Genomic DNA, 26279 nt, shown 5'->3' on the forward strand with positions numbered 1-26279 from the left:
AATACAAGATCACTTGGGCGAAATACAAACTTACCTGTATGTACTGGCGGCAAGTTAGGATTTTCAGCGGCTGAAATGCTGTACCGTAGCGCGTCTATATAAAATATTTTGTAGGTTATCGGCGTATCTTTATGTCGCCTCCTGCCCGGCCCTCTCCTAGCCTGAATAGCAACCAACCGGGCAGGAGGGCGGATTTGAACGCTGAGGGCATATATGATGCGGTCGTGATCGGCGCGGGCGTCGTGGGCGCCTCAAGCGCTTGGCACCTCGCGCAGGCTGGCCTCAGCGTGGCGCTTGTCGATGCAGAAGGGCCCGCCGCCGCCGCATCGGGTGCCTCCGATGGCGCGGTGTCTGTTGCCTCGAAAAAGCCCGGCCCGCTAGCGCGCCTCGCGACGGCATCTCTGCTTTACACGCGGGACCTGGCGCAGGGCGGGCCGCTGTCGAGCGCCTATCATCCGCGCCCCTCCTATATTTTCGGAACCGGCAGCGCCGAGAGCGCCGCGATCGACGCGCTGATCGCCAAGCTTGCGCAACTGGGCACTGCTGTGCGCCTGCGTGCGGATGGCGACGCGACGTTGCTTCCCGGCGTCGGCACAGGGATCGACCGCGTCGTGGCGCTTGAGGGCGAGGGCCACATGCCCGGCTACGCCGCCGTGCAGGGCTACCTGCGCGAGCCGCGCATCGACCGTTTCTGGCCCGCCCCGGTCACCGCGCTGGAGGAAAGCGGCAGCGAGGTGCGCATCGTGCTTGGCACGCAGACCCTGCGCGCCAAGCGGGTGATCGCCGCGCTTGGCACCGCAACGCCGCGCCTTTTTCCGACACTGCCGGTCCTGCCGCGCGCGGGGCAGCTTTTCGTCACCGACCGCGGGCTTGCCGGGCAGTTGCCGGGCGCGCTGACGTCGGCGGCCTATCTGCTGGCCAAGACGACGGCGCCCTCGGTCCTGCCCAAGCCGCCGGTCGTGATCGACCCGCTGGCCACCGGGCAATATCTGATCGGCTCCACCCGTGAAGACCACGGTGACCCGACGCGCGTTGATTTCGAAACCCTGCGCGAGCTGATGCTGCGCGCGGTCGAGGCCTGGCCTGCACTGCGCGCGCGCCGCGTGATCCGGGCGTTTGCGGGGGTTCGCGCGGCCGTCAGCGACGGGTTGCCCATCGTCGGCTCCGCACCGGGCTATGAACGCGTGCTGCTTGCCACGGGTTTCGAGGGCGACGGCATCTGTCTTTCCGCCGTGATCGGGCGTGAGGCCGCACGCATGACCGCGGGCCTTTCCCCCGACGCGGCGCTGGCGGCCGATTTCGCCGCGCTGTCACCCGCGCGCTTCGCACAGGTGCAGGAGGGCGCAGCATGAGCGGTGGCACGATTTTCTGGGGCTCCCGCGCCGTCCCATTCCTGACGGGCGAAAGCGTCGCCAGTGCGCTTGGTCGGGCGGGGGTTCGCAGCTTCGGCCTCGGCCCCACCGGAACCGCGCGCGCGGTGTTTTGCGGCATCGGCCAGTGTCAGAACTGCCTTGTTTCAATCGAGGGGCGCAGCGCCGAAGCCTGCCTGACGATCTGCCGCGATGGCCTGCATGTCCTGCCCGAAGCGGAGGGCCTGTCCGATGTTTAACCCCGAAATCCTGATCGTTGGCGCGGGCCTTGCCGGCGTCGCCGCCGCGACCGAGCTGGCCCGTGCGGGCCATCCCGTCCTGATCGTCGATCGCGCCGCACGCGCGGGCGGCGCGATTCATCGCCAGCCTCTGCCCGGGCAGGCCGGTGTTGCCACCGCCGCCGCGCGCTGGAATCGCCTGATCGCCGAGGCCGAGGCCCTGCCGATCCGGTGGGCTTTCGAGACGCGTTTCAACGGCGTCGATCATCAGGGCACCGCCCTTTTGACGGGCGCCGAGAACCGGATGCTGCGCCCCAAGGCCCTGATTCTAACCACCGGCGCGCGCGAGGCCGTGCGCCCCCGTCCTGGCTGGACATTGCCCGGCGTGACCACCGCAGGCGCGGCACAGATCCAGCTCAAGACCATGGGCGCCGCGCCGCAGGGCCGCGTGGTGCTGGCGGGCTCTGGCCCCTTGCTCATCGCGCTAGGGGCGCAGATGACGCGGCTGAAAAACCCGCCAGTAGCCATCGTCGAGGCCGGGCGCCCCTTTGCCCATCCGCTGACCTCCCTGCGCCTGCCGCTTGGCTATCTGCGCGAGGCGGCCGGATATATGGCGACGCTTCTGGCGGCGCGCGTGCCGATCCTGACCGGCACCCGGCTTGCCGCGATCCGGGCCGAGGGCGAGACGCTTGTGAGCACCCTTACCGACGGGAACACCTCCCGCGAGATCGTGGCCGACATGGTCTGTCTGCATGATGGCATCCGCCGCAACGATATCGGCCTGACCGATTGCCCGGCCCTCTCCGTGCTGCGGCTTGGCGATTGCGCCGAGGCACTGGGCGCCCGCGCGGCGCTGGAGGCCGGCCGGGCGGGCGGGCGGGCAATGGCGCAAGCCCTGGCAACTGGCACCACCCCGACCGCGCCTAACAGCCCCCTGCTTGACCGCGAGCGCGCGGCGCAGGCCCGCCTTGCCCGGATCTACGCCCATGACGATTTCGCCGCCCTTCACAGCCTGCCCAGCGACACCGTGATCTGCCGCTGCGAAGGCCGCACGCTTGATGACCTGCGCGCCCTCGGCCCCGCCCCCCGCACGCGCGAGTTGCGCCTTCTGGGCCGCTTCGGAATGGGCCCATGCCAGGGCCGTTTCTGCGGCGAATGGGTGGCTCGTGCGATCTCGGACACCCCTCAGGCCCCCGTCCCGGCGCATCCGCTCGGGGAGCCGCGCTGGCCCGCCGCACCGATTGCCGTGGCCGACCTGCATGCCGCTGCGCCCGATACCGGCGCGGCCCCTCCCCATCCTCACGGAGTTCACGAATGACCCAAGTCTCCCCCCTGATCGCGCGAGCCGCGGCTGAATTCGAGGTGCGCAACCCGTTCTCGGGCGCATTGGTCGGCAAACTGCCCGAAACGCCCGAGCCCGAGATCCTCGCCACCGTCCTGCGCGCACGCCGCGCGGCGGCCGCCTTCCGCAACTCGACCCCGCATGAGCGGCGCGTGCTGCTGGAGCGTCTCGCCGCGCTGGTCGAGAATGAACGCGAACCGCTGGCGCAGATCATCTGCGGCGAGATGGGCAAGACCATCGCCGAGGCGCGCAACGAGGCCCGCCGCGCCGTCAACACCCTGCGCCTGTCGGGCGAGGCCGTGGCCTTCCTTGATGGCGAGGTTCTTTCCTGCGCGGTGCTTGAGGGCGGTGTGAACCGGCAAGCGGTGATCAGCTATGTGCCGACCGGCGTCGTAGCTGCGATCACCCCGTTCAACTACCCGCTCAACCTGCTGTGCCACAAGCTTGGCCCCGCGATCGCGGCGGGCAATGCCGTGGTGGTGAAACCCTCGCCGAAAGCGCCCTTCGCGGCGCAGCGGCTGGTCGAGATGACCGAGGCTGCGGGCTTTCCGCGCGACCTCGTGCAGATCGTGCATGGCGGGGCGGCGGCAGCAACCGCGCTTGCCCGCGCGCCGATTGATCTTCTCTCCTTCACCGGCGGACCGAATGCGGGGCTGGCGCTCAAGCGCGCCTCGGGCCTTGTGCGCTGCCTGATGGAACTGGGCGGCAACGACCCGCTCTTCGTCATGCCCGATGCCGACCTTGCTGCCGCCGCCGAAACCGCCATTGGGCATCGCTACGAGATCGCCGGGCAAAGCTGCGCCGCGGTCAAGAAGCTTTATGTTCATCACGCCATCCGCGCCGAGTTCACCGAGACCCTGCTTGAGCGCGTTTCGCGGCATCGTTGGGGCGATCCGGCCGCCGACGAAACCCAGATGGGCCCGGTGATCGACGCCCCTGCCGCCGCCGAGATCATGGCCCGCCTGTCCGAGGCCACCCAGCTTGGCGCCCGCATCCTTGTCGGCGGCCAGCGCGAGGGGAACCTGATCGCGCCGACGGTGGTCGAGGATGTCCCCCTCGACGCACGCCTGATCGCCGAAGAGACCTTTGGCCCCGTTCTCGCGATCCGCCCGTTCGAGCAGCTTGAAACCGCCATGGCTGAGGTGAACGCCTCCGACTACGGCCTCCAGGCCGGGATCTTTACCAATGACCACGCCGCGATCCGGATGCTGTCGCGCGGGCTTCAGGTCGGCGGTGTGATGGTCAATGAAGGCCCCGACTTCCGGGCCGAGCATGTGCCGTTTGGCGGCATCAAACGCTCGGGCCTCGGGCGCGAGGGGGTACGAATCGCGCTGCGCGAGATGTCCGAGACGCGCGTGGTGATCGACTGATGCGCATCGTCGTTCACGGGGCAAACGGCAAGGTCGGGCAAGAGCTTCTGGCCCAGATCGACGAGGCGCCGGACATTGCGCTTGGCGAGGCAATTGGCGGGCGGTCCGATCTGCCGAGTGCGCGCTTCGCGGGCGATCTGGTCGTCGATTTCTCGGCCCCCACTGGGACACTCGCCCTGCTGGAAAGCCTGCGCGGTACCGAACTGCCGCTGGTGATCGGCACGACCGGCTTCGATGACAGCGTGCGCGCCCAGATCGAAGCTGAAGCGCAGCGCCGCCCGATCCTGATTGCCGCGAATTTCACCCTTGGGTTCGAGCCCTTCCGGCACGCCGCGATCCAGCTGGCGCGGGCCCTGCCCCAAGCGCGGATCATCGTGGGTGAGGTCTACAAGGCCGACAAGAAACCTGCCGCCTCGGGGACGACGCAACAACTCGTGGCCGACCTGTCCACCCCCGGCCACACCCCGGACACCGAGATCGGCCGTGTGGGCGACACACCCGGCATCAATACGGTCACGCTCGATCTCGGCGTGTGCCGGATCGACCTGACGATGACCGTGCGCTCGCGCGCGGCCTATGCGGCGGGGGCGCTGGCCGCTGCGCGTTGGCTGCACGGGCGGCCGCCGGGCCTTTATTCCAATTCCGACATGTTCTGAGAGAGAGCCATGACCAACCAGACCCGCTTCGATGGCGTGTTTACCGCGCTTGTCACCCCGTTCAAGACCGATGGCACGATCGACTGGGCGGCCTATGACCGGCTCCTCGACCGTCAGCTTGAGGCAGGCATTCGCGGCCTTGTGCCGGTGGGCACGACCGGCGAGGCCGCGACCCTGACGCCCGAGGAACAGCTGACCCTGATCGCCCACACCGTCAAACGCGCAAAGGGGCTTGCCTATGTGCTTGCGGGTACCGGCACGAATGTCACCAGCAGTTCCGTCGCCGCCAGCCGCCGCGCCGAGGATGCGGGGGCCGATGGCGTGCTGCTGATCACGCCCTATTACAACAAGCCCTCGCAAGAGGGGTTGATCGCGCATTTCTCAGCCGTGGCGGATGCGGTCGGCTGTGACATCATGCTGTATTCGGTGCCGGGTCGCGCAGGCGTCTCGATCACCTCGCAGACGGCTGCCGCGCTTGCGCAAGCCAAATCGAACATCGTCGCGATCAAGGAAGCCGGAGGCGATCCGGCGCGCGTGACGGCGTTGCGCGCATCGGCGGGGCCCGGCTTCGTTGTGCATTGTGGCGATGACGGTCTGGCACTGCCTTTCTATGCGCTTGGTGCGCGCGGGCTGACCTCGGTCCTGTCGAACTGGCGCCCGGCGGAATGCGTCGCGCTCTATCGTGCCTGGTCCGAGGGCCGCCTTGAAGACGCCCTGAGCCTGCACGAACAGCTGGTGCCGCTGGCCGAGGCGATGTTCATCGAATCGAGCCCCGCACCCGTGAAGCACATGCTTGCCCAGGAAGGCATGATGGAAGAGATCCTGCGCCTTCCGCTGGTCCCCGTCTCGGCCCAAGGCGCCACAACGCTCGGGCGGCTAAGCGCCAATGCGGTGCGCTGAGCCCCGTCACTACGGATAACTGCGCCCCTCGGGGCAGTTATCCAGAGAGGCACGTTGAACCTTCCCGGGTTGTGTTCTACGCATCGCGTTCAGTACGCGTCTGAACATTTGCCGGAGGGCCGCGCGATTGGATATCCGCTTTGACGCCGCTCCGGCCTTGCTCGGAGATGAAACGGGCCGCCCCCCCGCGGCCCTTTTCACGCGCCCGAACGCGATCATCGAAGCCTACGAGCTATCGCAAGTCGATGCGGCGCTGACCGCGCTCGACCGGGCGCTGGCGGACGGCCACTGGCTTGCCGGTTACGCCAGCTACGAACTTGGCTACGCGCTTGAGCCCCGCCTGAACCCATTGCTGCCCGGCGGGCGGGCTTTGCCGCTTCTGCGTTTCGGCGTCTATGACGGCCCGCAAGAGGCCCCGCCCCTTCCCCGCGCGACGCACGAGATCTCGGCGCTGCAACCGCGCTGGACGGCAGACGATTACGCGCAGGCGTTTGAGCGCCTGCACGCCTATATCGGCGCGGGCGATGTATATCAGGCGAACCTGACCTTCCCGCTCGACTGCGATGTCTCGGGTGATCCTGCGGCGCTCTATGCGGCGCTTTCCGAAGGCCATCCGGTGGGGCACGGCGCGCTGGTGTTGCAAGACGATGGCCTGCCCGCGTTGCTCAGCCGCTCACCCGAGTTGTTCTTCCGCACGCAAGCCGATGGCGCGATTGTCACGCGGCCGATGAAGGGCACGATCCAGCGCGGCCAGACCGCCGCCGAGGATGAGGCGAACCGGAACTGGCTGCAAAACGACTCCAAGAACCGGGCCGAGAACCTGATGATCGTCGATCTGCTGCGCAACGACCTGAGCCGGATCGCGCAGCTTGGCTCGGTGCGGGTTCCCGCGCTTTACCAGATCGAGACCTACGCGACCGTCCACCAGATGACGAGCACGGTCGAGGCCCGGCTGCACCCTGACGTCGGCCTGTCCGGCATCTTTCGCGCGCTGTTCCCCTGCGGGTCGATCACCGGCGCCCCGAAACTGCGCGCGATGGAGATCCTGCACGAGCTGGAGCCCTTCCCGCGCGACGCCTATTGCGGCACGATCGGCTGGGCCGCCCCGGACGGGCGGGCGGAATTCAACGTCGCGATCCGCACGCTGATGGTGCAGGACGGGCGCGGCGTTCTCAATGTGGGCGGGGGCGTCGTGTGGGACAGCACCGCCACCGCGGAATACCAGGAGGCACTGTGGAAAAGCCGTTTCGCGCAGCTATCCCCGCCGGCACGCGGCTGATCGAGACCTTCGGCTGGTGGCCGGGCGAAGGCGCGCGGCGCTGGCCGCTGCATCGTGCGAGGCTGCTGCGCAGCGCGGCCAGCCTTGGGTTTCCCTGTGACATCGCCGAACTTGAACGCGCCATTGCGGGCATCGGCCCGTCCGATGCGCCGCTGCGGTGCCGCCTGACCCTCGACGCTGACGGACAGGTCGAATGCACGACCGCGCACTTCGATCCGAACCCCGGCGTCTGGCAAATCGCACTCGCCCCCGAGAGGGTCTCGTCTTCCGACCCTTGGCTTGGCGTCAAGACGACGCAGCGCGCGCTTTACGACCGCGCACGCGCCGCCCTGTCCGCAGGTATCGACGAGCTTTTGTTCTGCAATGAGCGCGGAGAGCTTTGCGAAGGCACCATCACCTCGATCTTCGTGATCGACCAGGACGGGCGCAAGCTGACCCCGGCACTGTCATGCGGCTTGCTGCCCGGCGTTCTGCGCGAACAGATGCTGACGGAAGGCTGGAGCGAAGCCATCCTGACACCCGAAGACCTGCGGCGCGCGAAAGAGGTTTTCGTGGGCAACAGCTTCCGCGGTCTGATCCGGGCGCATTGGCAACCCGGCGCGGCGGATTGATCCGCCCATCTCGGGGCGAATGCAGCATCGGCCTGCGCACTTCTGAGCTGGCGTAAACCTGTTTGCTCTGAGCGAGGTCACAATGGCAAAGCCAATGCGCGCTGGTCTGCCAGCGGTTCAACCTTGTGCTGCGCATGGACGTGGCCTCTGGGCCATCGCTCGACCCTAGCGACGCTGTTCGATTTGTGGTCCGAAAAGGACATCCGCCGCGCGCGCCCGAACCTCGACCGGCTCGGGAATTCGGAGCCGACGCTCAAGCGCATCCAGACCGTTTTTGCGGGACATCGCCCCGCGACGATTGCGTCGGTGTCACGGACCCGTCACAGTTCCATAGCAATAGGGAAACCAGAAAACTGGAGTGACACGAATGAGACAATGGATGGGCGGAGTGCGCCGGACCCGGCTGGCAGCGCGGCACGGCGCTGCATAAGTAGCCTAGACGTTCCGTCCCTGGACTTCCGGAACCTGATTTTGCAGAAGGCGGCCAATAACGCGGCCACCATTGTTTCATTAAGAATTCAATCTGACGTATGAAAACCCGCTCTTCGCTTTACCGGATCGACCAGCTCAGCAAGGCTATTCTCGCCGGGGTGATCTCTGGCATTCTGGTCTCCTTTTACGCTATCTCCTTCGCGTTTCTGATTTTCGCGAACGCGGCGCCCTCGGCCATTCCGATCGGCTTCTGGGTCACCTTCGCGGGTCAGGCCGTCGCCTCGATCTTCGCCATCATTGGCTGGCGCCAAAGCAACATGATCTGGCAGGGCCAGAGTATCGTCGTCGTGACGCTTGCGGGTATCGCCGTGCATTACGCGGCAAGCGAGCCCGCGCTGTCCGAGGCCCAGGTGACCGCGCTGATCCTCGCCGCGGTCATGCTGGCCACGCTGTCCACTGGCCTCGTCATGTGCCTTGTCGGCTGGACGCGCAGCGCGCGCTTCGTCAAGAACGTCCCCTTCCCAGTCGTCAGCGGCTTCCTGACCGCCACGGGCGTCCTGCTTCTGATCAATGCCGCCGGACTTGTGCTGCCCCGCAATCCGGGTTGGCCCGAGGTTTTCGCCGCCGAAACACTGGCGCGCTGGAGCCTCCCGATGCTCCTTGCGGTCGCGATGGTCTTGTTGAAGACCCATCGGGCGATCGAGATATCCGTGCCGCTGGCCACCGTGGCCGTGGCCGGCGTCACCTATCTCATCGCGGCCCTATCGGATGGGGGCCTTGCCGAGGCGCTGAAAACCGGAATGTTCCTGCAGGGGAAAGTTCCGCTTGGCACCCACATTGGCCTCCCGCACCCGGAGATGTTCGCGGACTTTCCAACGAGGGTTTTCGCCAGCGAGATCCCGAACCTGCTGGTTGTTGCCGGCCTTTCCCTTCTTGGAATGCTGCTCAACCTGTCCGCAGTGGAGTTGTCGAGCGGGCGGACGATCGACCTTGACGCCGAGGTCGGGCGCGCGGGCCTTTCAAACCTTGTCGCGGGCCTGACCGGAGGCGTCGTCGCCTATCAGTCGGCAACGCTTTCCTTCCTGTCGAGAGATATTGCACCGGGCGCCGGGCGCCTTCTGCCCGTCACGGCGATGGTCACCGCTGTCGTGATCGGGGTGATCGGGATTCCCTACCTCGCCTATGTGCCGAGCGCCCTTATCGTTTTTCTGCTGTCCTATCTGGGTTTTGGCCTGCTGACCCGCTGGTTCATCTCGGAACTCCCGCGTCTGACGCCGGGCGACATCGTCACCATCGTTGTGATCGTCGCGATCACCTTGCTGAACGGGCTTCTTCTGGCGGTCATCGTGGGTATCGCCCTCGCGGCGCTGAATTTCACCATCGGTTACTCGCGCCTCCCGATCTTCCGCAGCCGCACCACGGCCGAGATCAGGCGCTCCACAACCGAACGCTCTGCCGAGGCCGAGAAGCTCCTCGATCAGGCCGGCAAGGCCACCCGGATCTATGAACTTCAAGGCTACCTCTTCTTCGGCACCGTGACGCGGATGTACAAAGAGGTGCGCCAGGATCTTGCGCAAAGCGATGTGGCGGTGCGCCATGTGATCCTCGATTTCCGGCGCGTCTTGGGCACCGAGGTTTCGGCCACCCTCATGGTCGTCCGACTGGCCCGCTCCATCCGCGAGATCGGAGCGGATCTGATCGTCACCGCGATGCCGGAAGCCCTAAGCCGGGAACAGGAACTGGGCGGCGAAGATGTCGCGGATCGAAGCTTTGCGACCCTGAATGACGCGCTAGCCTGGGTCGAAGACCTGGTGCTCGATGAGGCACATCACCTTCACAGCACCGGCGACAGCCTGAACGAACCGATCCGATGCCTGCTGGACCGGATCGAGCAAGCGGTTCCCGGCGTCTCCTTCCCCAGCCGAGAGATTTGCGCCGGAGCGGACGTGTTCAGGATTGGCGAGAAGCCGAATGGTTTCGTCTGCGTTGAAAGCGGCCGGCTTGTCGCGTTAACCGCTGGCCGCGCGGGTAGCGAAGTGCAGATCGCCAGCTACCTCCCGGGCGCGATCGTCGGCGAAATGGCGGTTTTCTCCGGTGCGGGGCGAAGTGCGACGGTGCGCGCCCAAAGCGATGCCGTCGTGCGCCTCGTGTCGCAAGACGCGCTCGATCAGCTGGGCCGCGCACGCCCGGACCTTGCCGTCATGCTTCTATCCATTCTGGGCAAACGAATGGCCGCAAGGCTGAGCCGGACGACAGCCCTGCTTTACAGCCAATAGACTGCCGCCAAAGGCCCTACGGGCGATGAAGAGCTAAGTTTGGCGGAGTTTCAGACCTCGGTGGATGCGCTATCCTGAACCCACCGAAATCTGACTGACGTCATCAAATCATCCGGCGTTGGGAACAGTTGAGGTCGGTGAGGTGGGATACGATCAACTCAGCGCAAAAGGTATTTTGAGTGTTTGAATTGCCTGCCTAGGAGGGCCTGCCGCGCGATCGACGCCTGTCGGATGCCGCGGCCTGATAGGCGATCTGTCTGGTGTTTCGGCATCTTGGAACTGCGGGGGCAAGGCCAACGCCTCGCCCCCGGTTGGGTTTCTTACCACGCCTGAACAGTGGGGCCGACCGTCAGTTCGCTGACGTTCGTATCCGCTGGCTGCTCGATCGCGAAAGCCACGACGCTTGCGATACGGTCTGGCGTGATCCCGACCTGCTCATACAGTGCCGCCATGCCCTCAGCCGTACCCTTGTCGCTGATCGTGTGCAGCAGTTCGGTGTTGATTGCTGCCGGATAGATCGTCGCGGTTCGGATGTTGGTGCCCTCCATCGCGGATTCCATGCGCAGAACCTCCATGAAGTCGCGCACGAACCACTTTGTGCCGCCATAGACCGCTGACGCAGCTTATCTGGCCCAAGCTGCGGTCTGTCCTGCACGACTACCCGGATATCAGGCTTGAGCTCAACGTTGATGGCGGGTTTCGGGATATCGTCGAAGACGGGTTCGACGCGGGGATCCGTCTGGGCGAAAGCGTCGAACACGACATGATCGCCCTGCGCGTCGGTCCGGACTGGCGCCTGGTTGCGGTGGCCACGCCGGATTACGTTGCCAAACATGGACGCCCCGAGCACCCCCAGGATCTGCTCGCGCATGACTGCATAAACCGACGGCTGGTTACTGCGGGTGGGTTATATGCCTGGGAGTTCGAGAAGGACGGCAAGGAACTTCGGGTGCGCGTCGAGGGACGGCTTACGCTTAATGACGAAGGAACAATGGTCGAAGCCGCACTCGATGGTGTGGGGATCGCCTATGTTCCCGAGGACATGGTGTCAGCACATGCCCATAGTGGCGCCCTAGTCGTGCTGCTTGAGGACTGGTCGCCACGTTTCTCGGGTTACCATATCTATTACCCAAGCCGTCATCAGAACCTTCCCGCCTTCAAGGCGGTGCTAAACGCGCTGCGGCATTAAACAATCACGAGGAACAACGACCGCACGACACTGACATCCGCCACAGCTTGCTTGCTTCCTGAGTGCATCCAGCGGTGGAATTGGAACGCAAAAGCCCGCCCTTGCACAGCCGGATGCCGTTGAGGGTCTCGATGCGTGTTCGTTTGAAGTGGTTGCGGGGGCTCGCAACCACAGAATCTTACCCAGACCACATTGCCGCTTCTGATCTCGTCATTTGTCAGAACCGAATGCTGAAACAAAGACTTGGTGCGATGGGGGCTCCAGCCAAGAAGCCCACCAATCCTGCCTTTCAGCTTATCAACAACGTGCTGAATAGCTCAGAGACCGAGGACGGCTGGTCAGCGTTATCTTGGGTCGGGTAGAATTTGCGCCAAAGGTACCCAGACTTTGATGTGCGCACCTAGGGTGCGTCGAGCCTGAAGTCACGGGTCAAAGGCATTGATAAATTGGAGCTCCGCGGTGAAGGCAAAACACTCGCGATCAAGCTGAAATAGAATCCGCAGAGCAACACGCTTCATTCACCCGCACGACATCCCCACCCGATGATTACTTTCCCAAATTTCCTGCAACTTGCATCTGCCTATTGTGCAGCAAAGGCCACGGGTAAGCTCACTTACGCCCCTGACTACTCCCCACTTCTCTCCCGCTCTCGTGATCTTACCGAAGAGCAAACACGCCAAGCCGATCGGCTGCGCAAGCGAATGAAGAGACGAGGGAATAGCCTCTCGACTTCGCAGGAGGAGGGTTTCTCGAAGCCGTCCGACCGCGAATTTCTTGACTTCCTTAAGAACCGCCTAGACTTGCGCGATTCTAACGATCTAACGATCGGAGCGATGAATGAAGCGCTCGATGCGTTTCTTCGCGACCAGCGGATAAGTCGAGCGGAGTTTTTCAGATGGCATGGAGCTTGCAGCTTCCTTCTTGGGATCCAAGTTTCCCGACGCCCGGAAACCAACCGGCAGCGTTCCGTGTTCGCGCATCTGTTGGACGAATTCAGTCTGCCGTCGCAAACATGGGTAGCTTTGGAACGGGGCCAAATTTCTAAGAATGATATCGACGCTAAAGTTCTAGAGGGTTTGCCGGCAGGAACCGCCGTTCGGCGCTGGCTATCGTCCGGCATCGATTTCGATACGGAACGACTCTATCGCATGGCTGCGGTGACCGGTCTAACTTGGCAACTCGCGTATCTCTATGCGTTTTTGTGCCACCACGGGCCGGACAGCCCAAAATATTCTCCTGCGCCAGTCGCAACAGATGGCGCTCTCTGGTCCGCAGCACCAGCCTGGATCGACGCGGTAGCAGCGTTCGAAACCCGTTTTCATGGCGAGCCACGCGGCTCAAGAGGCCCGAAAAGCAAAGCCTCGCCGATCGCAGCCATGTTGGCAAAGGCTCGCGCCCCCGATCTCGATCAGGATTCCATGAAACGCAAGATCCGGAAACTCGATAAAGGAAAGAGACCGCTGACCTACTTTGATGTCACGGAGATCTGGTCCCTAATGGGACAGGCGTCAAACATCGAGGAGGTGGAGGATGATTGGCAAACCACGCATTTTCAGCTGGGGGTACAGGGCCATTTTGCGGGCTTCATGGGCTATCTGGAGCGGGCTTGGGCCCAAGCTGCTGAGAGATATGACCAACCCGAAATGCTCTCGGATCTACACGAGGTCTGGCAGGATTGGCCGCTTCTGCTGGAGGATGCGATTGCCTGCCAGCATCGAATTTTGACCCGGCACGCACTGTGAGCTGCAAGGCAGTAATCAACTTCGACACTGGCAGAGCGCTTGATCAGGCGTGAGACTTGCGCCCCTCATTCTGGATGGCGGCCTTAGTAAAGCGCCGCACGAAGCCCTTGTCCTGCGCTGGTCCCTTCGTAACGCGCTGGACGTCCGACAGGGTGGTCGCCTTCGGGGCTTTTCCGCTTGTTGGTGATGGCGGCTTTATCTTGGGAGGATTGGTCGTCCGCCCACCGCCTGAGGCCTTACCCGGTTTTTTCGAGGGCCAGTTTGGGGAATTGCGCTGTTTAGGTGCCATGATCATCTCCTTGTCTATTCATCGCCAAGGCAAACTTTCATGATGTTGTACGAAAACTAGGTGGAGTCGTGGGACAAAAGGCCCCCGGAAAACGGAGCCGAGCCCCGCAGGCAGGATCCATTCAGATCTGTCTGACGATGAAGGTGCTGTTCGACATGGCGCTGCGGCAAACGACAGGGTTCGTCGTCGGCACAAAGCACCGCGATAAGTCGAGCACCCAATCAGAAAATCAGGGGACGGCAGCACACCGTATAGGAATCTGCTCGATAAGCCCTGAGTTCTGATAGGGAAACTCAGGAAGCACAGCCTGAATATCCGGGACAAACGTAGCGATTGTTAGAGCACTGTATTCCTGCAGCACATTGATCGAGTACATCGTTGTCGAACCGCCTGCATCTTGCGGAACACAGACGACCGTTCTCTGGGAAAATCCACAATCGAGCGACGAGATTTCCTTCACCCCACATTCCCCAAGTGAGGCGCTGATTTTGCTGTCTTGATGGTGATATTTCGCATATAAATCATGGCGTTGTCGGCTTCGAGGGGCATGTTTGATGGATCACCCAAGGGGTGCGAGCCTGCAGCGGGCAGATCGGGTGGATTTCGACACTCGCGTGCGGCTGGAATTTCGAGGTGCGCAGCTCAGTTCCGACGGTGGCCTCCTGGTGATGCGGGAGATGGATGACGCGCTCGGCTTGTCCGATCTGGCGGCAACGGCGCTGCGCGACACCCGGCGCGGCAAGAACACGACCCATCGGCTTGACGGGTTGTTCCGGCAATCGGTGTTCGGGCGGTTGGCCGGATACGAGGATGTCAACGATGCCGACCGGCTGGCCCTTGATCCTGTCATGCGTCAGGTCGTGGGTGGAAGGGCAGTCGATGCGCAGGCGGCCTCGGCCTCACAGATGGGGCGGTTCGAGACCGAGACACTGGCCCTGGCCGAGAACCGTGCCGCGCTGGCCGACCTGAACGGACAATGGATTGACCGGTTCCATGACCGCAATGGGCTGAAGTACGTCGTGCTGGACATGGACAGCTCGGTCAGTCCCACCCATGGCGATCAGGAGGGCGCGGCCTGGAACGGGCATTTCGACTGCACCTGCTATCACCCGAACTTCCTGTTCAACCAGTTCGGTATGCTGGAGCGCTGCGCCCTGCGCCATGGCAATGTCCACAGCGCCGATGGCTGGCGGGACGTTCTCGACCCTGTCATCGCCCGCTACGCGGAACGCAACCTTGGCGGCCGGTTCTTCCGGGCCGATGCCGCCTACGCGATCCCGGCGATCTATGAGCGGCTGGAAGAAGCCCGGTTCTTCTACGCCATCCGGCTGCCTGCCAACAACGTCCTGCGCGAGAAGATCGCGCATCGGCTGACGCGGCCCGTGGGGCGGCCTTCGCTGACCAAGGTCAAACGCTTCTTCGAAGACTTCGAGTATCAGGCGGCGTCCTGGGACAAGGAGCGTCGGGTGATCGCCAAGATCGAATGGCATCCGGGCGAGCTGTTCCCGCGTGTCGGCTTCATCGTCACCAACATGCCTATGGACCCGGACTGGGTGGTGCGGTTCTACAACCAGCGCGGCACCGCCGAGCAGCACATCAAGGAAGGCAAGTACGCCTTCCGCTGGACACGGCTGTCGTGCCGTAAGTTCCGCGACAACGAGGTGCGGCTGCAACTGCACGCGTTGGCCTACAACCTGGCCACCTTCCTGCGCTGCATCGATTTGCCCGAGGCCATGGCGGACTGATCATTGACCAGCCTGCAACTCAAGCTGATCAAGATCGGGGCACGTGTCGTCCGCCACGCCCGCGCCATTACCTTCCAACTGGCCGAGGTCGCCGTCACCGGCCCGATGGTGCGCGCCGTCCTTGCCGCCATCCGCCGATTGCGAGCGCCTCCGTCATGTGCATGACAGCGATCCACGTTCAAACTGAACGAAAGCGGCAGGACAGGTCTGCCCGCCGCGCTGAAGAACACCACCGACGAGCAAGGACGCGTCGACTTCGGGGGCTGATCCGCCCAGTTCCAGGCGTTTGCACGACCGAAGACGCCGGTCGGGGCGAAAAACGCTTGTCCAGCGGACGGATACAGGCGATCCTCACCTCAAACAGCATGCCACTTGGGGAATGTCGGTCTCAGCCCCTTGAACCCATGCCCCTTGACCTCGCAGCGTGAAAAGCTGATCAATCACATGCTCGGAGCGCGCCGTCAGGGAATTTCCACAGCATTCGCGACACGACCGGAGTTCCACTTAAACAATTGAATCAAAGGGATTGATTTCTTATGCAAAAATCGCTCAAGGCCCGCCAACTTGGCGTCCGTCAACTCAGTGTTGTTCCGAAGTACGGGCGGGCGACGGTACTTGCATTCGTTGTCGCCAGCGGGGCAACGGTTGTTCTGCCGGCGATCGTGCAGGCGCAGGACCTAACCTGGGACACGACTACCGGGGATACAGCTGTGGTCGGTGGCAGTGGCACTTGGGACGCGGCGACACAAAACTGGACCGCCGATGCCGGAGCTACTAACGAGGCATGGGCAACGGGGGACAACGCGACCTTCAGCGGCCCGGCGGGCACGGTGACAGTCACTGGCACGCAAGAAGTCGGCAACATTACATTCAGCACTGATGGCTATGTGCTGACCGGCGGTGCGCTTGCCTACACGAACGCCTCGCCCGGTATTACCGTGACCACGGGCACTGCAACTATCGGCAGCGATATCACGACGACGACCGGGCTCCAGAAGTCAGGAAACGGCACGCTCGTCCTCAGCGGCACTAACTCGATTTCAGGCACACTTGATGTCTCTCGCGGCAATCTTACAGCAACAAGTCCTGATGCATTATCGGGTGTCACGACTTTTATCATGCAAAGTGGCACCGGCGCACTAAACGTCGACCTCGGCGGTGCGACGCTGAATGTTGGCGGTTTCATCATCAACTCCCCTGGCGCCAGCAGCCTGAACAACGGTACGCTTTCGGTCAGTACGCTCGGACAGGTGGGATTTGCCACCATCAATGCCGTCATCGCTGGTGCTGGCGAATTGCGGAAGACCTTGTCTTATCTGACGACACTCAACGCGGTGAACACGCTGACCGGCCCCGTGAATGTCAATGATGGTACTCTTGCAGTCAGTGCAACTGGGAGCATTCTGAACACCTCAGGGATCACAATTGCGGCAGGTGGAACGCTGAGCGTGAATGGTGCCGGGGGTAATGCGATCAGCGATACCGGTACCGTCAACAACAGCGGTAACTTTGTTCTGAGCGGCAGCAACGAGACTGTTGGCGCAGTCTTTGGCAGCGGCAATATCAACCTCAACGACAATACGTTGACCACCGGCGACGCATCCAACCGCGAGATTTCGGGGATCGTTTCAGGCACTGGAAATCTTACCAAGCAAGGCAGCGGTACGCTGACGCTGAGCGGGACGAATACGGCAACTGGGACTCTGACCAATAGCGCTGGAACAACTGTCGTTTCTGGTACATGGGCGGGGAATGTCACTAATGACGCCACGTTCGATTTGATCGGCACATCGACGGTCAATGGTACGTTCACCAACAACGGCACGGGCTCAATTACCAACTCTGGCGCGGGGACGGTTTCGCTAACAGGTCTGTCGAACTTTATCTCCAGTGGTGCAATTGGCAGCGCGACGGGGACTGTGACGGTCAACACTGTCGACATGACGTATCGCAATGGCCACTCAGAGACCGGCGCAGTCTCGTTCAACGTTTCGGATACCATTACCGAGGAGCGCACATCAGGCCCGACATGGCAGGGAACAGGATACACCTCTAACTTCGCGACAGCAGTTGCGGGTGTTTTCACAACGGGCGGAGACTTCACAACGACTGGTGGCTTCACACATGACAGCACAGCGGCGCTGACGGTCAGCACGGGCGATACCATGACGGTCGCGTCGCTCACCAACACCGCCGGGTCCGTCATCAACGTTCAGACCGACGCCAGTCTGGTTGGCACCGGCAACACCACCAATAACTCTGGCACTGTGAACGTGGCCGGGGGAGGTTCGTTGGTCGAGGTAACGGGTGATTACAACAACCTGTCGACCGGCATCGTCAATTTCAACGACGCCGCGGCCAAGACATTCGATGTCCAAGCTGGCGTGATTTCCAATGCCGGTGTCCTGAACTTCAATGCGGGCACAACCAACGTAAATTCCGTCGGAGGAGCGATCCAGAACACTGCGACCGGAGACATCAATATCGCCAACAATGCCACTCTGGATGCGACAGGCGACACGATCAATAACGCTGGTGCCATCGATATGCTGGGTACCGGATCGGTACTGACCGTGGGCACGCTGACCAACACCACCGGCGGCGTCGTGAACGCGCGGGGCGTGCTGAACGGGGATGTGGTCAACACCGGCACCGGGGATTTCAACGCCCTGAGCACTTTGACCGGGATCGGGTCCTTCACCAATGAAAGTGCGGCGACATTCGATGTCACCGGCACTACCACGGTCGACAGCCTGACCAACACCACGACCAGCGGCACTGGCACGACCATTGCGACATTCGGGACGCTTTATGTCAATGGCCCGATCGAGAACGGTGTGGCGGGTGGCACGGCCGCATCACTGATCACCAACAACTGGAACCTGATCGGCGGTGGAACCGTTACGAACCATGCCGGGGCGACGCTGAATTCCAACGCCTTAACCAGCGCCCTGTTTGCCACCGCGCTGACCAATAACGGCACGATGAACCTGCAGGGCCGCGTCGATGCGGGCAGCATCACCAACAGCGGTGCGGGGGCCGTGCTCAATATCGTTGGTAACACCTATGGCGGCAGCGTCCCCACGGGTAGCACCCCCTCCACCACCCCGACCGGCAGTTTCCTGAACGAAGGCAGTGCCACGCTGAACATCTCGGGTGGCGAACTCGAAGTGGCAGGATTCACCAACAGTTCGGCGGGCAGCGGCACGACACTGGCCACTGCGGGCGTGCAGGTCGAGGCCAGCGGCATTCTGGATGCCAGCACCATCGAAAACACCGGGAGCGGTACGATCAACAACGCAGGCACGATGCGCGCCACGAGCGTGACCAATGCTGCGGACGCGACCCTTGTCAGCACCGGCACGATCAGCGGCAATACCCAAAACAGCGGGACGCTGAACGCTGCGGGTACGCTGGCCGGATCGCTGAGCAACACCGGCGCGGGCACCGTCACCACCAGCGGCGATCTGGTAGGGATCACCACGCTGGATCAGACCGGCACCGGCCTGATTACGGTGTCCGATGGCGACACACTTGAGGCGCAGACGATCACCGTTGCGGCCGGGTCGGGGGGCATCGCGATTGGCGCGGGCTCAACCCTGTCGGGGACCGGCAACACGCTCAACAACAGCGCGCTGATCGCGGTCGCTGCGGGGGGCACGCTGAGCGATGTCGGTGCGATCAACAACCTGTCCGGCGGGGTGTTCGATTTCGCGGGCGGAGGCTATCTGTCTGCCGATACCGACGCCACGGGCGACGAGGATATCACCAACGCGGGCAGCATCACCCTGGGCGCGGGCACGCTGGAGGTCGCCCTGGGCGGCGCCGGGGCCTTCGTTAACAACAGCCTTCTGCAGCTTGCCTCGGGCAGCGCGGTGACGGTGGACGGGCGTTATGCCAACAACGGTACGTCCGACATGCAGAACGGCACTGCGGGCGAAACCGTAACGGTGAACGGCGAATACTCCGGTGGCGGTGTGTTGGCCATTGATGTGGACTTCACCGCAGACACCTCTGACCGGCTGCTGGTGAACGGGGATGTGACGGGCGCCCAGACGAGCGTCGCGGTGGCCGATGTCTCGACCGGCGGGGCCAGTGGCAACCCGGTGGTGATCGCCTCGGTCAGCGGCACCGCCGCAGCCGACGCCTTTACCCTGTCCACGCCGCTGTCCTTCGGCGCATTGGTCTATGAAATCAGCCAGAGCGGAGCAGACTTCGTTCTGGCCGGAACCGGCGGCTTCGTGGCCGAAGTGACCGGGCTTGAAGCCTTGCCCTATGCGATGCTGCAGCAAAGCAGGCTGCCGAGCCTGCGCGAACGCTCTGGAACGGATCAGCTTGGGGTGCCTACCGAGCTGCAGTCTGTGTGGTTCCTGGTCGATGGCGGCACATCGGAGTTTGCACCGGCGTTTTCCGGTTCCGGCTTCCAGGCCGAGATGGATCAGGCCCGGATTCGCGGCGGCCTGAACTTCGACGCCCATACCTCCGATACCGGGCATCTGGTTCTGGGGGTCAATCTTGGCTACGGGTCCGCCCGTTCGACGATCTCCTCAGACGTCGCGACAGCGAGGATCGACACCGATGCGCGCTCGCTCGGGTTGACAGCGACATGGTTCGGCAATTCCGGCTTCTATGTCGACGGGCAGCTGCAATACACCGATTTCAGCAGCGACATGACATCGGCGGGTTTCGCCAGCGCGATCTCGGGCGAAGGTGTCTCCAGCGAGCTTGAAATCGGCCAGCGGTTCCGCATGGCAAATTCGCCCTGGTCTCTGACGCCGCGCGGGCGGCTGAAATACAGCACTGTCAGCTATGATCCGTTCACCAGCGGGGGCGGGCTGGCGACATCGCTGGACACGGCCGAAAGCCTGCAATTGGGCATGGGTCTGGTCGCCGAGCGGCAGACCGCATCGCGCGCGGGCGGGCAGGATCAAGGCCCGACGTTCTATGGATCGGCCGACATCTTCCGCGAACTCGCGGGCGACATCACCACGATAGTTGCGGGAACGCCGGTGGTGAGCGCGGCCGAGGATTGGAGCGGCGAGATCGGTCTGGGCCTGCAACATCGTTTCGGCAACGGGCGCGGCACGATCAATGGCGAACTGACCTATGTGACGGGCTTTGACAATCCCGGGCGCAACAACGCGCTCTCCGTGGCGATCAGCGGCCGCATCGCCTTCTGACGAAACGGATCAGGGGCGGCCCGCACACCGGCGCCGCCCCTGCCAGCCCCTTGCCGCAGATCACAATGCGCGCCGGACCCCAATCCAAGACTGCCTCCTTCGCCAAGCGCAACCGCCCGAGAACCCGATCATCAACGCTTGGGCAAAAGGCGTTAAGTAAACTTAACCACATTCGCGTCACGACCCGCGGCATCGATAGAACACTTGAAGTGGGAAAACTTTGGATGTGTCCGCAAACCGTGTGGGCTCGCTTCGATCTCTGAGAAAAAGGCCAACATTCTTCCGTGAAAGCCACGGAGGATGACCTTGTTACACCACGAATTTCGCCGACTTCTCGAAGTTCTCGAGGAACTGAACCCGGCGCAAGTCGAGGATGCGCAGACGAAAATCCACGAGATCCGCCGCAAGACGGAAGCGATCTCAGAGATCGAAGCACGGTCAGGCCGGGACCAGAGATGCCCGTTCTGCGGTGTCGATCGGCGCATGAAGTGGGGTCGCACGAGGACTAAGGTTCAACGTTATCGATGCGGCGGTTGCAACAAGACATATTCCGGTCGAACTGGAAGCGTCATCGGTCGCATTCATCGCCCTGACCTGATTCTGGCTGCTGTTCAGGATATGCTGGGCACTGCGCAGCCGCAGTCTGTGCGAAAGCTCGCGCGACAGCTCGGTCTCAACAAATACACGGTCTGGCGGTGGAGGCTGCTGGTCTTCTCCATTATCGGCAGCGGCCAGGCAGCAAGTTTTTCGGGAATCATTGAGGCGGACGAGACTTATCAGCGGGAGTCGCGGAAAGGATCACGCGAATGGGTTCGGCACTTTGCGGATCCTGGAAATGTCCCACAGCCGCCGCGTCCTCGATGGGCGGATTTCACAGCCCAGGGATTAAAGATGAAACGCGGTCTTTCGAGGTGGCAGCTTCCTATTCTCGCCGTGGCTGACCGCGGTGGATCTCGGTTCACACCATCGAGCTTGGAAATGTAGCTGTAATAACCCGTTGCACCATCGACATAGAGAGTGTTTTCGGCTTCGAGTTCCCCCTCCTCAGTCGTAATGCAAGAGAACGGCTGTGCATTTACGGCAGTCGCCAGGAGCAAGCTATAGATCGCAAGTGACTTAATGAAAATTGTATTTACTGGCATTTGTGTTAGCTCTCATATTGGCAAGGTAGCGGGCGTGAGTTGTGACGATCATCAGCTATCTTGTTATCTTGAAGTGAGCTAGCCTTTTTCACCCAGGGTCAGGACTTCGGTAACGGACCCCTCTCCGTCAAGAGTTTTTAGCCAAGAGGACCGATCCTGCCGATGGGGTGTTTTGGCTCGGCCGATCTGACCGCCGCATTGCGGCTCTTGGATGGAGTCCTTTGGGAACATGCTTCGGTTCGTGGTCAGCGCACGGGCTACCAACATGATGCTGGTTCGATGCAGTTCCGGATACCCCCATCAAGTGGTCCGGGTGGCCCAGATTCCCTAAGCAGAGCAAGCCTAGCTCTGACATGCCTATCCATGGTCCAGCAAATGACAGCGAGGCGGGCGCGCACGGCAGCTACGCACCCGCCCGCCCCTTCATTAAAGTTTTACGGTCCCGACATTCGGCCTTCACGGACCACACCTAGTTATCCCCGGCGACGTAAACGACCGAGGAGAGACCGGTGCTGGATGTCCGAAATGTGACCCGAATGTTCGGCACAAAGGCCGCCGTGGACAATATCAGCTTCCACGTGGACGGCCCGGCCTTCGTCGGAATCATCGGCCGTTCCGGAGCGGGCAAGTCTACGTTCCTGCGCATGCTGAACCGCCTGACCGACGCTTCGAGCGGAGAGATTCTCGTTGATGGCGTGAACGTCCTTGCCTTGGGCGGCGCGGCGAAGCGGCAATGGCAAAGCCAATGCGCGATGGTCTTCCAGCAGTTCAACCTCGTGCCGCGCATGGACGTGGCCTCGAACGTGCTGCACGGGCTTCTGGGCCATCGCTCGACCTTCGCGACGCTGTTCAATCTGTGGTCCGAGGAGGACATCCGCCGCACGCTTCAGATCCTCGACCGGCTTGGGATCTCGGAACAGGCGCCCAAGCGCGCCGAGGCGCTCTCGGGTGGGCAACAGCAGCGCGTCGCGATCGCACGGGCGCTGATGCAGGATCCCAAGATCATCCTCGCGGACGAGCCCATCGCCTCGCTCGACCCGATGAACGCGCAGATCGTGATGGAGACGCTCAAGCGCATCCAGACCGAGGATGGCCGGATGGTCATCGCCAACCTTCACACGCTCGACACCGCGCGCCGCTACTGCGACCGCGTAATCGGTATGCGGGACGGGCGCATCGTTTTCGACGGGCGCCCCGACCAGCTCACGCTGGGCGTCGCGCGCGAGATCTATGGCGCCGATCACACCTTCTCGGAAAGCGCCACCTCGACTGAACTCGGCGCACTTGAGAACGACACCGAATACGCCTTCGCCATGCTGGGCGACTGACGTGCCACCCGCTGGCGGCCTAGACCGCTGGCAAACAACCGGAGACGACCATGAAAAAACTGCTCGCCGTTCTGGCCGCCACCACCGCTCTTGCCGGTGCTGCCGCCGCTGAAGAGATCAAGGCATTCAACATCGGCCTCTTGGGCGGTGAAAACGCCCAGGACCGCCTGAACTCGAACGAGTGCCTGCGCAAATATGCCGAAGAGGCCCTCGGCGTTCCGGTCAAGCTGTTCGCTCCGGCGGATTATGACGGCGTGATCCAGGGCCTTCTGGGCGGCACGATCGACATGGCCTGGCTGGGTGCCTCAGGCTATGCGAAGGTCTATCTGACCGACCCGGAAGCGGTTGACGTGGCGCTGGTCAAGGCCAACCTTGACGGCTCGTTCACCTATCACTCGATCGGCTTCACCCGCAAGGAAACCGGCATCAAGACGCTTGCCGATGTGAAGGGCCGCAGCTTCGGCTTTGGCGATCCGAACTCGACCTCGGGCTACCTGATCCCCTCGGTCGAAATCCCCGCCATCACCGGCCATTCGATGCAGTCGGGCGAGTATTTCGGCGAAGTGAAATTCACCGGCGGCCACGAGCAGACCATCGTTGCAGTCGCCAATGGCGACATCGACGCCGGCGTGACCTGGGCCGATGGCCAGGGCAACTGGGAAGACGGCTACAACTCGGGCGCGCTACGCAAGGCTGTGGACGCGGGTCTCGTGGACATGAACAACCTTGTCGAGATCTGGCGCTCGAAGCCGATCCCCGAGGGCCCCGTCGTCGTGCGCCGCGCCCTGCCGGAAAACGTCAAGACCACGATGATCGACCTCGTGAAAGGGCTTCAGGCGAAGGATCCGGATTGCGCCTATGGCGTTGCTGCCGGTGACACCTCGGGCTTCGTTCCGATCACCGCTGACTACTACAACTCGATCGTCGAAGTGCGCCGCCAGATGATCAAGAGCGGCTCGTAAGCTACGGCTCCAACCTGGGGGCGGCGCGTCATGCGCCGTCCCTTTTCCATCTCGGGGAAGATATGACCGACGCGACCGCGATTGATACCACCGGCTATCTGGCCCTCGTGCGCCGCAAGCGCCTTTACGGCACGCTTTTGCTTGCCGTCTTCGCAGCCCTCATGGCTAGCGGCTTCTACGTCGCCGATGATCGCAATGCGGGGGGCTTCTTCGATGGCCTGCACCGGATCTTCGACTTCCCCGCCGAGATTTTCTCGGAGGCCTTCCAGAACTGGCGCAACCTGCCGGGGCTGTTCCTCAAGTTCATCCCCTCGCTGATTGAGACGCTGAACATCGCGGCGGTCTCCACCCTCTTCGGGGCCTTGCTCGCGATGGCGATGGCGCTGCTGTCGACCCGCGGATTGGCGCTTTGGCCACGGCTGACGCCCCTGTTCCGGCGGATGATGGACGTGATGCGCGCCGTCCCCGAGATCGTCATTGCGCTGGTGCTGATCTTCCTGCTCGGTGGCGGCCCGGTCCCGGCGATGATCGCGATCGCCTTTCATACCACGGGCGCTCTGGGCAAGCTGTTCTCGGAAGTCGCCGAGAACGCCGACACGAAACCGGTCGAGGGCCTCGCCTCGGTTGGCGGCAACTGGGTGCAACGCATGTGGTTTGGCGTGCTGCCGCAGGTGGCGCCGAACTGGTCGTCTTACGCGCTGCTTCGCTTCGAGATCAACATTCGGGCCTCGGCGATCCTGGGCTTCGTGGGCTCGGGCGGCATCGGCTATGACCTCAAGACCGCGCTGCAATGGGGTCAGGGGAAATACGACCAGGTCGTCGCGATCTTCGCGCTGCTCTTCCTAACGATCATGATCGTCGACCATTTCTCTGATCGCGCCCGCGCGCGTCTTGTCAAAGGGGGCCGCCGCGCATGAGCGTTACCGCCCAGATCACGCCGCTTGAGGCGCTGCACTCCCGCATGAGCCGCGAATTCGCCATCCGCAAATGGCGCGCACTGGCCATTCCTGCGGCAGTCCTGCTTTACCTGACCTACATTTTCTTTGCCTTCGACATGCCCGGCATTGCCGCCCGTGCCCGCCCCGAAAATGCGGCGATCCTTCTGGGGGATTTCTGGTCCTACAAGACCCATGTCACGCGCGAGAACAAATCGGGCGAAGTCACCGTCGCCGTTGAGGGCGAGCGCAAAGGCACCTACCCCATGGGCACCGCCCCCGGCTGGGTTGCGCTTGGCGAGGATACCGCGATCACCCTACCCGACGGTAGCGCGATCCGCTATCGCGCCGACGGCGACGTGATGCTTTCGGTCAGCGGCTACGGCGAGATCGTGGCCCGTGTGGATGGGCGCAAGGTCACGCTTGAACTCCCCACCGCCGAACCGCCCAATTGGATGAGCATCTCGCGCACCCGCGTGAATATCGACCGTGGCACATGGCGCTTTGCGCTGACGCCGTCCAAGGCCGAAACCTTCCGCTATGAGACGGGATGGGAACTGTTCTTCTTCACCTTCGACAGCCCCTTCGCCGACAAGTCCTGGGGCGAGCTGGCCGCGCTGGCGCTTTGGGGCGAGCGGGTGGACCCGGCGCTGCCAAACATCGCCGCGATGGCGCGCGACTTCTGGAACAACAAGATGTGGCGTCATGGCGATGTCTTCTGGGCTCTTGGCGAGACGGTTCTGATGGCCTTCCTCGGCACGATGGGGGCGGGGATGATCGCCTTCCCCCTTGCCTTCCTTGCGGCGTCGAACTTCACCCCGGCGCGCGCCCTGCGGATCGGGTTGCGGCGGATGTTCGACCTGTTCCGAGGAGTGGACGGGCTGATCTGGACGGTGATCCTGAGCCGCGCCTTCGGCCCCGGGCCGCTGACCGGCTCGCTCGCGATCCTGATGACCGACACCGGCACCTTCGGCAAAACCTTCTCGGAAGCGCTGGAAAACATCGACCAGAAACAAACCGAGGGCGTTGCCTCGACCGGGGCGAATGCCTTGCAGCGCGCGCGCTTCGGCGTGATCCCGCAGATCGCGCCTGTGATCCTGAGCCAGCTACTCTACTATCTCGAATCCAACACCCGCTCGGCCACGGTGATCGGCGCGCTGGTCGGCGGTGGCATCGGCCTGCTGCTGACGCAGGCGATCATCACCCAGAAAGACTGGGAAGAGGTCTGCTATTACATCGTTCTGATCGTGGCGATGGTGATGGCGATGGACAGCTTCTCGGGCTGGCTGCGGCGCAAGTTCATCAAGGGCTGA

General features: G+C 63.0%; 18 protein-coding genes and 2 pseudogenes. 19 read left to right on the forward strand and 1 reads right to left on the reverse strand.

Going from position 1 to position 26279, the window contains the following annotated elements; all coding sequences use genetic code 11:
* Window positions 1-194 precede the first annotated feature (194 nt).
* The 9 genes from LZA78_RS15910 (at window position 195) to LZA78_RS15955 (ending at window position 10454) form a co-directional block, all read left to right on the forward strand.
* A complete protein-coding gene (locus LZA78_RS15910) occupies window positions 195-1352 on the forward strand; it encodes an NAD(P)/FAD-dependent oxidoreductase (protein ID WP_233677904.1) in 1158 nt (385 codons plus the stop codon).
* On the forward strand, window positions 1349-1609 hold the full coding sequence (locus LZA78_RS15915; RefSeq protein ID WP_233677905.1) for a 2Fe-2S iron-sulfur cluster-binding protein: 261 nt from the start codon (window positions 1349-1351) through the stop codon (window positions 1607-1609). Before LZA78_RS15910 ends, LZA78_RS15915 begins: the two co-directional genes overlap by 4 nt.
* Entirely contained in the window at window positions 1602-2906 is a 1305-nt protein-coding gene (locus tag LZA78_RS15920) for an NAD(P)/FAD-dependent oxidoreductase (protein WP_233677906.1), read from the forward strand. Before LZA78_RS15915 ends, LZA78_RS15920 begins: the two co-directional genes overlap by 8 nt.
* Complete coding sequence (locus LZA78_RS15925) at window positions 2903-4300, forward strand: aldehyde dehydrogenase family protein (protein WP_233677907.1); 1398 nt, start codon at window positions 2903-2905, stop codon at window positions 4298-4300. The genes LZA78_RS15920 and LZA78_RS15925 overlap by 4 nt, the downstream gene beginning before the upstream one ends.
* Entirely contained in the window at window positions 4300-4956 is a 657-nt protein-coding gene (locus tag LZA78_RS15930; protein WP_233677908.1) for a dihydrodipicolinate reductase C-terminal domain-containing protein, read from the forward strand. The genes LZA78_RS15925 and LZA78_RS15930 overlap by 1 nt, the downstream gene beginning before the upstream one ends.
* A gap of 9 nt (window positions 4957-4965) precedes the next feature.
* Window positions 4966-5856: a 4-hydroxy-tetrahydrodipicolinate synthase gene (gene dapA / locus LZA78_RS15935; RefSeq protein WP_233677909.1), complete on the forward strand. Its 891-nt coding sequence runs from the start codon at window positions 4966-4968 to the stop codon at window positions 5854-5856.
* 127 nt (window positions 5857-5983) lie between these two features.
* Window positions 5984-7135, forward strand: a complete 1152-nt coding sequence (locus LZA78_RS15940; RefSeq protein ID WP_438811090.1) for an aminodeoxychorismate synthase component I — start codon at window positions 5984-5986, stop codon at window positions 7133-7135.
* The gene (locus tag LZA78_RS15945) at window positions 7090-7746 is read left to right on the forward strand and encodes an aminotransferase class IV family protein (RefSeq protein ID WP_233677910.1); all 657 of its coding nucleotides are present in this window, start codon (window positions 7090-7092) and stop codon (window positions 7744-7746) included. The genes LZA78_RS15940 and LZA78_RS15945 overlap by 46 nt, the downstream gene beginning before the upstream one ends.
* Window positions 7747-8276: 530 nt before the next feature.
* Entirely contained in the window at window positions 8277-10454 is a 2178-nt protein-coding gene (locus LZA78_RS15955; protein WP_233677911.1) for a cyclic nucleotide-binding domain-containing protein, read from the forward strand.
* Window positions 10455-10774: 320 nt separating this feature from the next.
* Here LZA78_RS15955 and LZA78_RS15960 read toward each other — a convergent pair whose 3' ends face one another.
* On the reverse strand, window positions 10775-11041 hold the full coding sequence (locus LZA78_RS15960; RefSeq protein ID WP_233677912.1) for an SDR family oxidoreductase: 267 nt from the start codon (window positions 11039-11041) through the stop codon (window positions 10775-10777).
* Window positions 11042-11049: 8 nt separating this feature from the next.
* Here LZA78_RS15960 and LZA78_RS15965 point away from each other — a divergent pair, with 8 nt between their 5' ends.
* The 10 genes and pseudogenes from LZA78_RS15965 (at window position 11050) to phnE (LZA78_RS16010) (ending at window position 26279) form a co-directional block, all read left to right on the forward strand.
* Window positions 11050-11643, forward strand: a complete 594-nt coding sequence (locus tag LZA78_RS15965) for a LysR substrate-binding domain-containing protein (protein ID WP_233677913.1) — start codon at window positions 11050-11052, stop codon at window positions 11641-11643.
* An 833-nt stretch (window positions 11644-12476) separates the two neighbouring features.
* A complete protein-coding gene (locus LZA78_RS15970; protein WP_233677914.1) occupies window positions 12477-13385 on the forward strand; it encodes a hypothetical protein in 909 nt (302 codons plus the stop codon).
* A gap of 375 nt (window positions 13386-13760) precedes the next feature.
* Window positions 13761-13859, forward strand: a pseudogene (locus LZA78_RS15975) (IS5/IS1182 family transposase); the annotation flags it as partial.
* Window positions 13860-14228: 369 nt separating this feature from the next.
* Window positions 14229-15584: pseudogene (locus LZA78_RS15980) on the forward strand (IS1380 family transposase).
* Between the two features lie 371 nt (window positions 15585-15955).
* Window positions 15956-20599, forward strand: a complete 4644-nt coding sequence (locus LZA78_RS15985) for a beta strand repeat-containing protein (protein WP_233677915.1) — start codon at window positions 15956-15958, stop codon at window positions 20597-20599.
* A gap of 300 nt (window positions 20600-20899) precedes the next feature.
* Window positions 20900-21583 (forward strand): IS1/IS1595 family N-terminal zinc-binding domain-containing protein, encoded by a 684-nt coding sequence (locus tag LZA78_RS15990; RefSeq protein WP_233677916.1) that lies wholly within the window; start codon window positions 20900-20902, stop codon window positions 21581-21583.
* Window positions 21584-22250: 667 nt separating this feature from the next.
* Complete coding sequence (gene phnC / locus LZA78_RS15995) at window positions 22251-23069, forward strand: phosphonate ABC transporter ATP-binding protein (RefSeq protein WP_233677917.1); 819 nt, start codon at window positions 22251-22253, stop codon at window positions 23067-23069.
* A gap of 50 nt (window positions 23070-23119) precedes the next feature.
* Window positions 23120-24031 (forward strand): phosphonate ABC transporter substrate-binding protein, encoded by a 912-nt coding sequence (phnD, locus tag LZA78_RS16000; protein WP_233677918.1) that lies wholly within the window; start codon window positions 23120-23122, stop codon window positions 24029-24031.
* A 62-nt stretch (window positions 24032-24093) separates the two neighbouring features.
* Complete coding sequence (gene phnE, locus LZA78_RS16005; RefSeq protein WP_233677919.1) at window positions 24094-24948, forward strand: phosphonate ABC transporter, permease protein PhnE; 855 nt, start codon at window positions 24094-24096, stop codon at window positions 24946-24948.
* Window positions 24945-26279: a phosphonate ABC transporter, permease protein PhnE gene (gene phnE / locus LZA78_RS16010; protein WP_233677920.1), complete on the forward strand. Its 1335-nt coding sequence runs from the start codon at window positions 24945-24947 to the stop codon at window positions 26277-26279. Before phnE (LZA78_RS16005) ends, phnE (LZA78_RS16010) begins: the two co-directional genes overlap by 4 nt.

This window comes from Rhodobacter flavimaris (assembly GCF_021378075.1).
GTDB classification, from domain to species: domain Bacteria; phylum Pseudomonadota; class Alphaproteobacteria; order Rhodobacterales; family Rhodobacteraceae; genus Rhodobacter; species Rhodobacter flavimaris.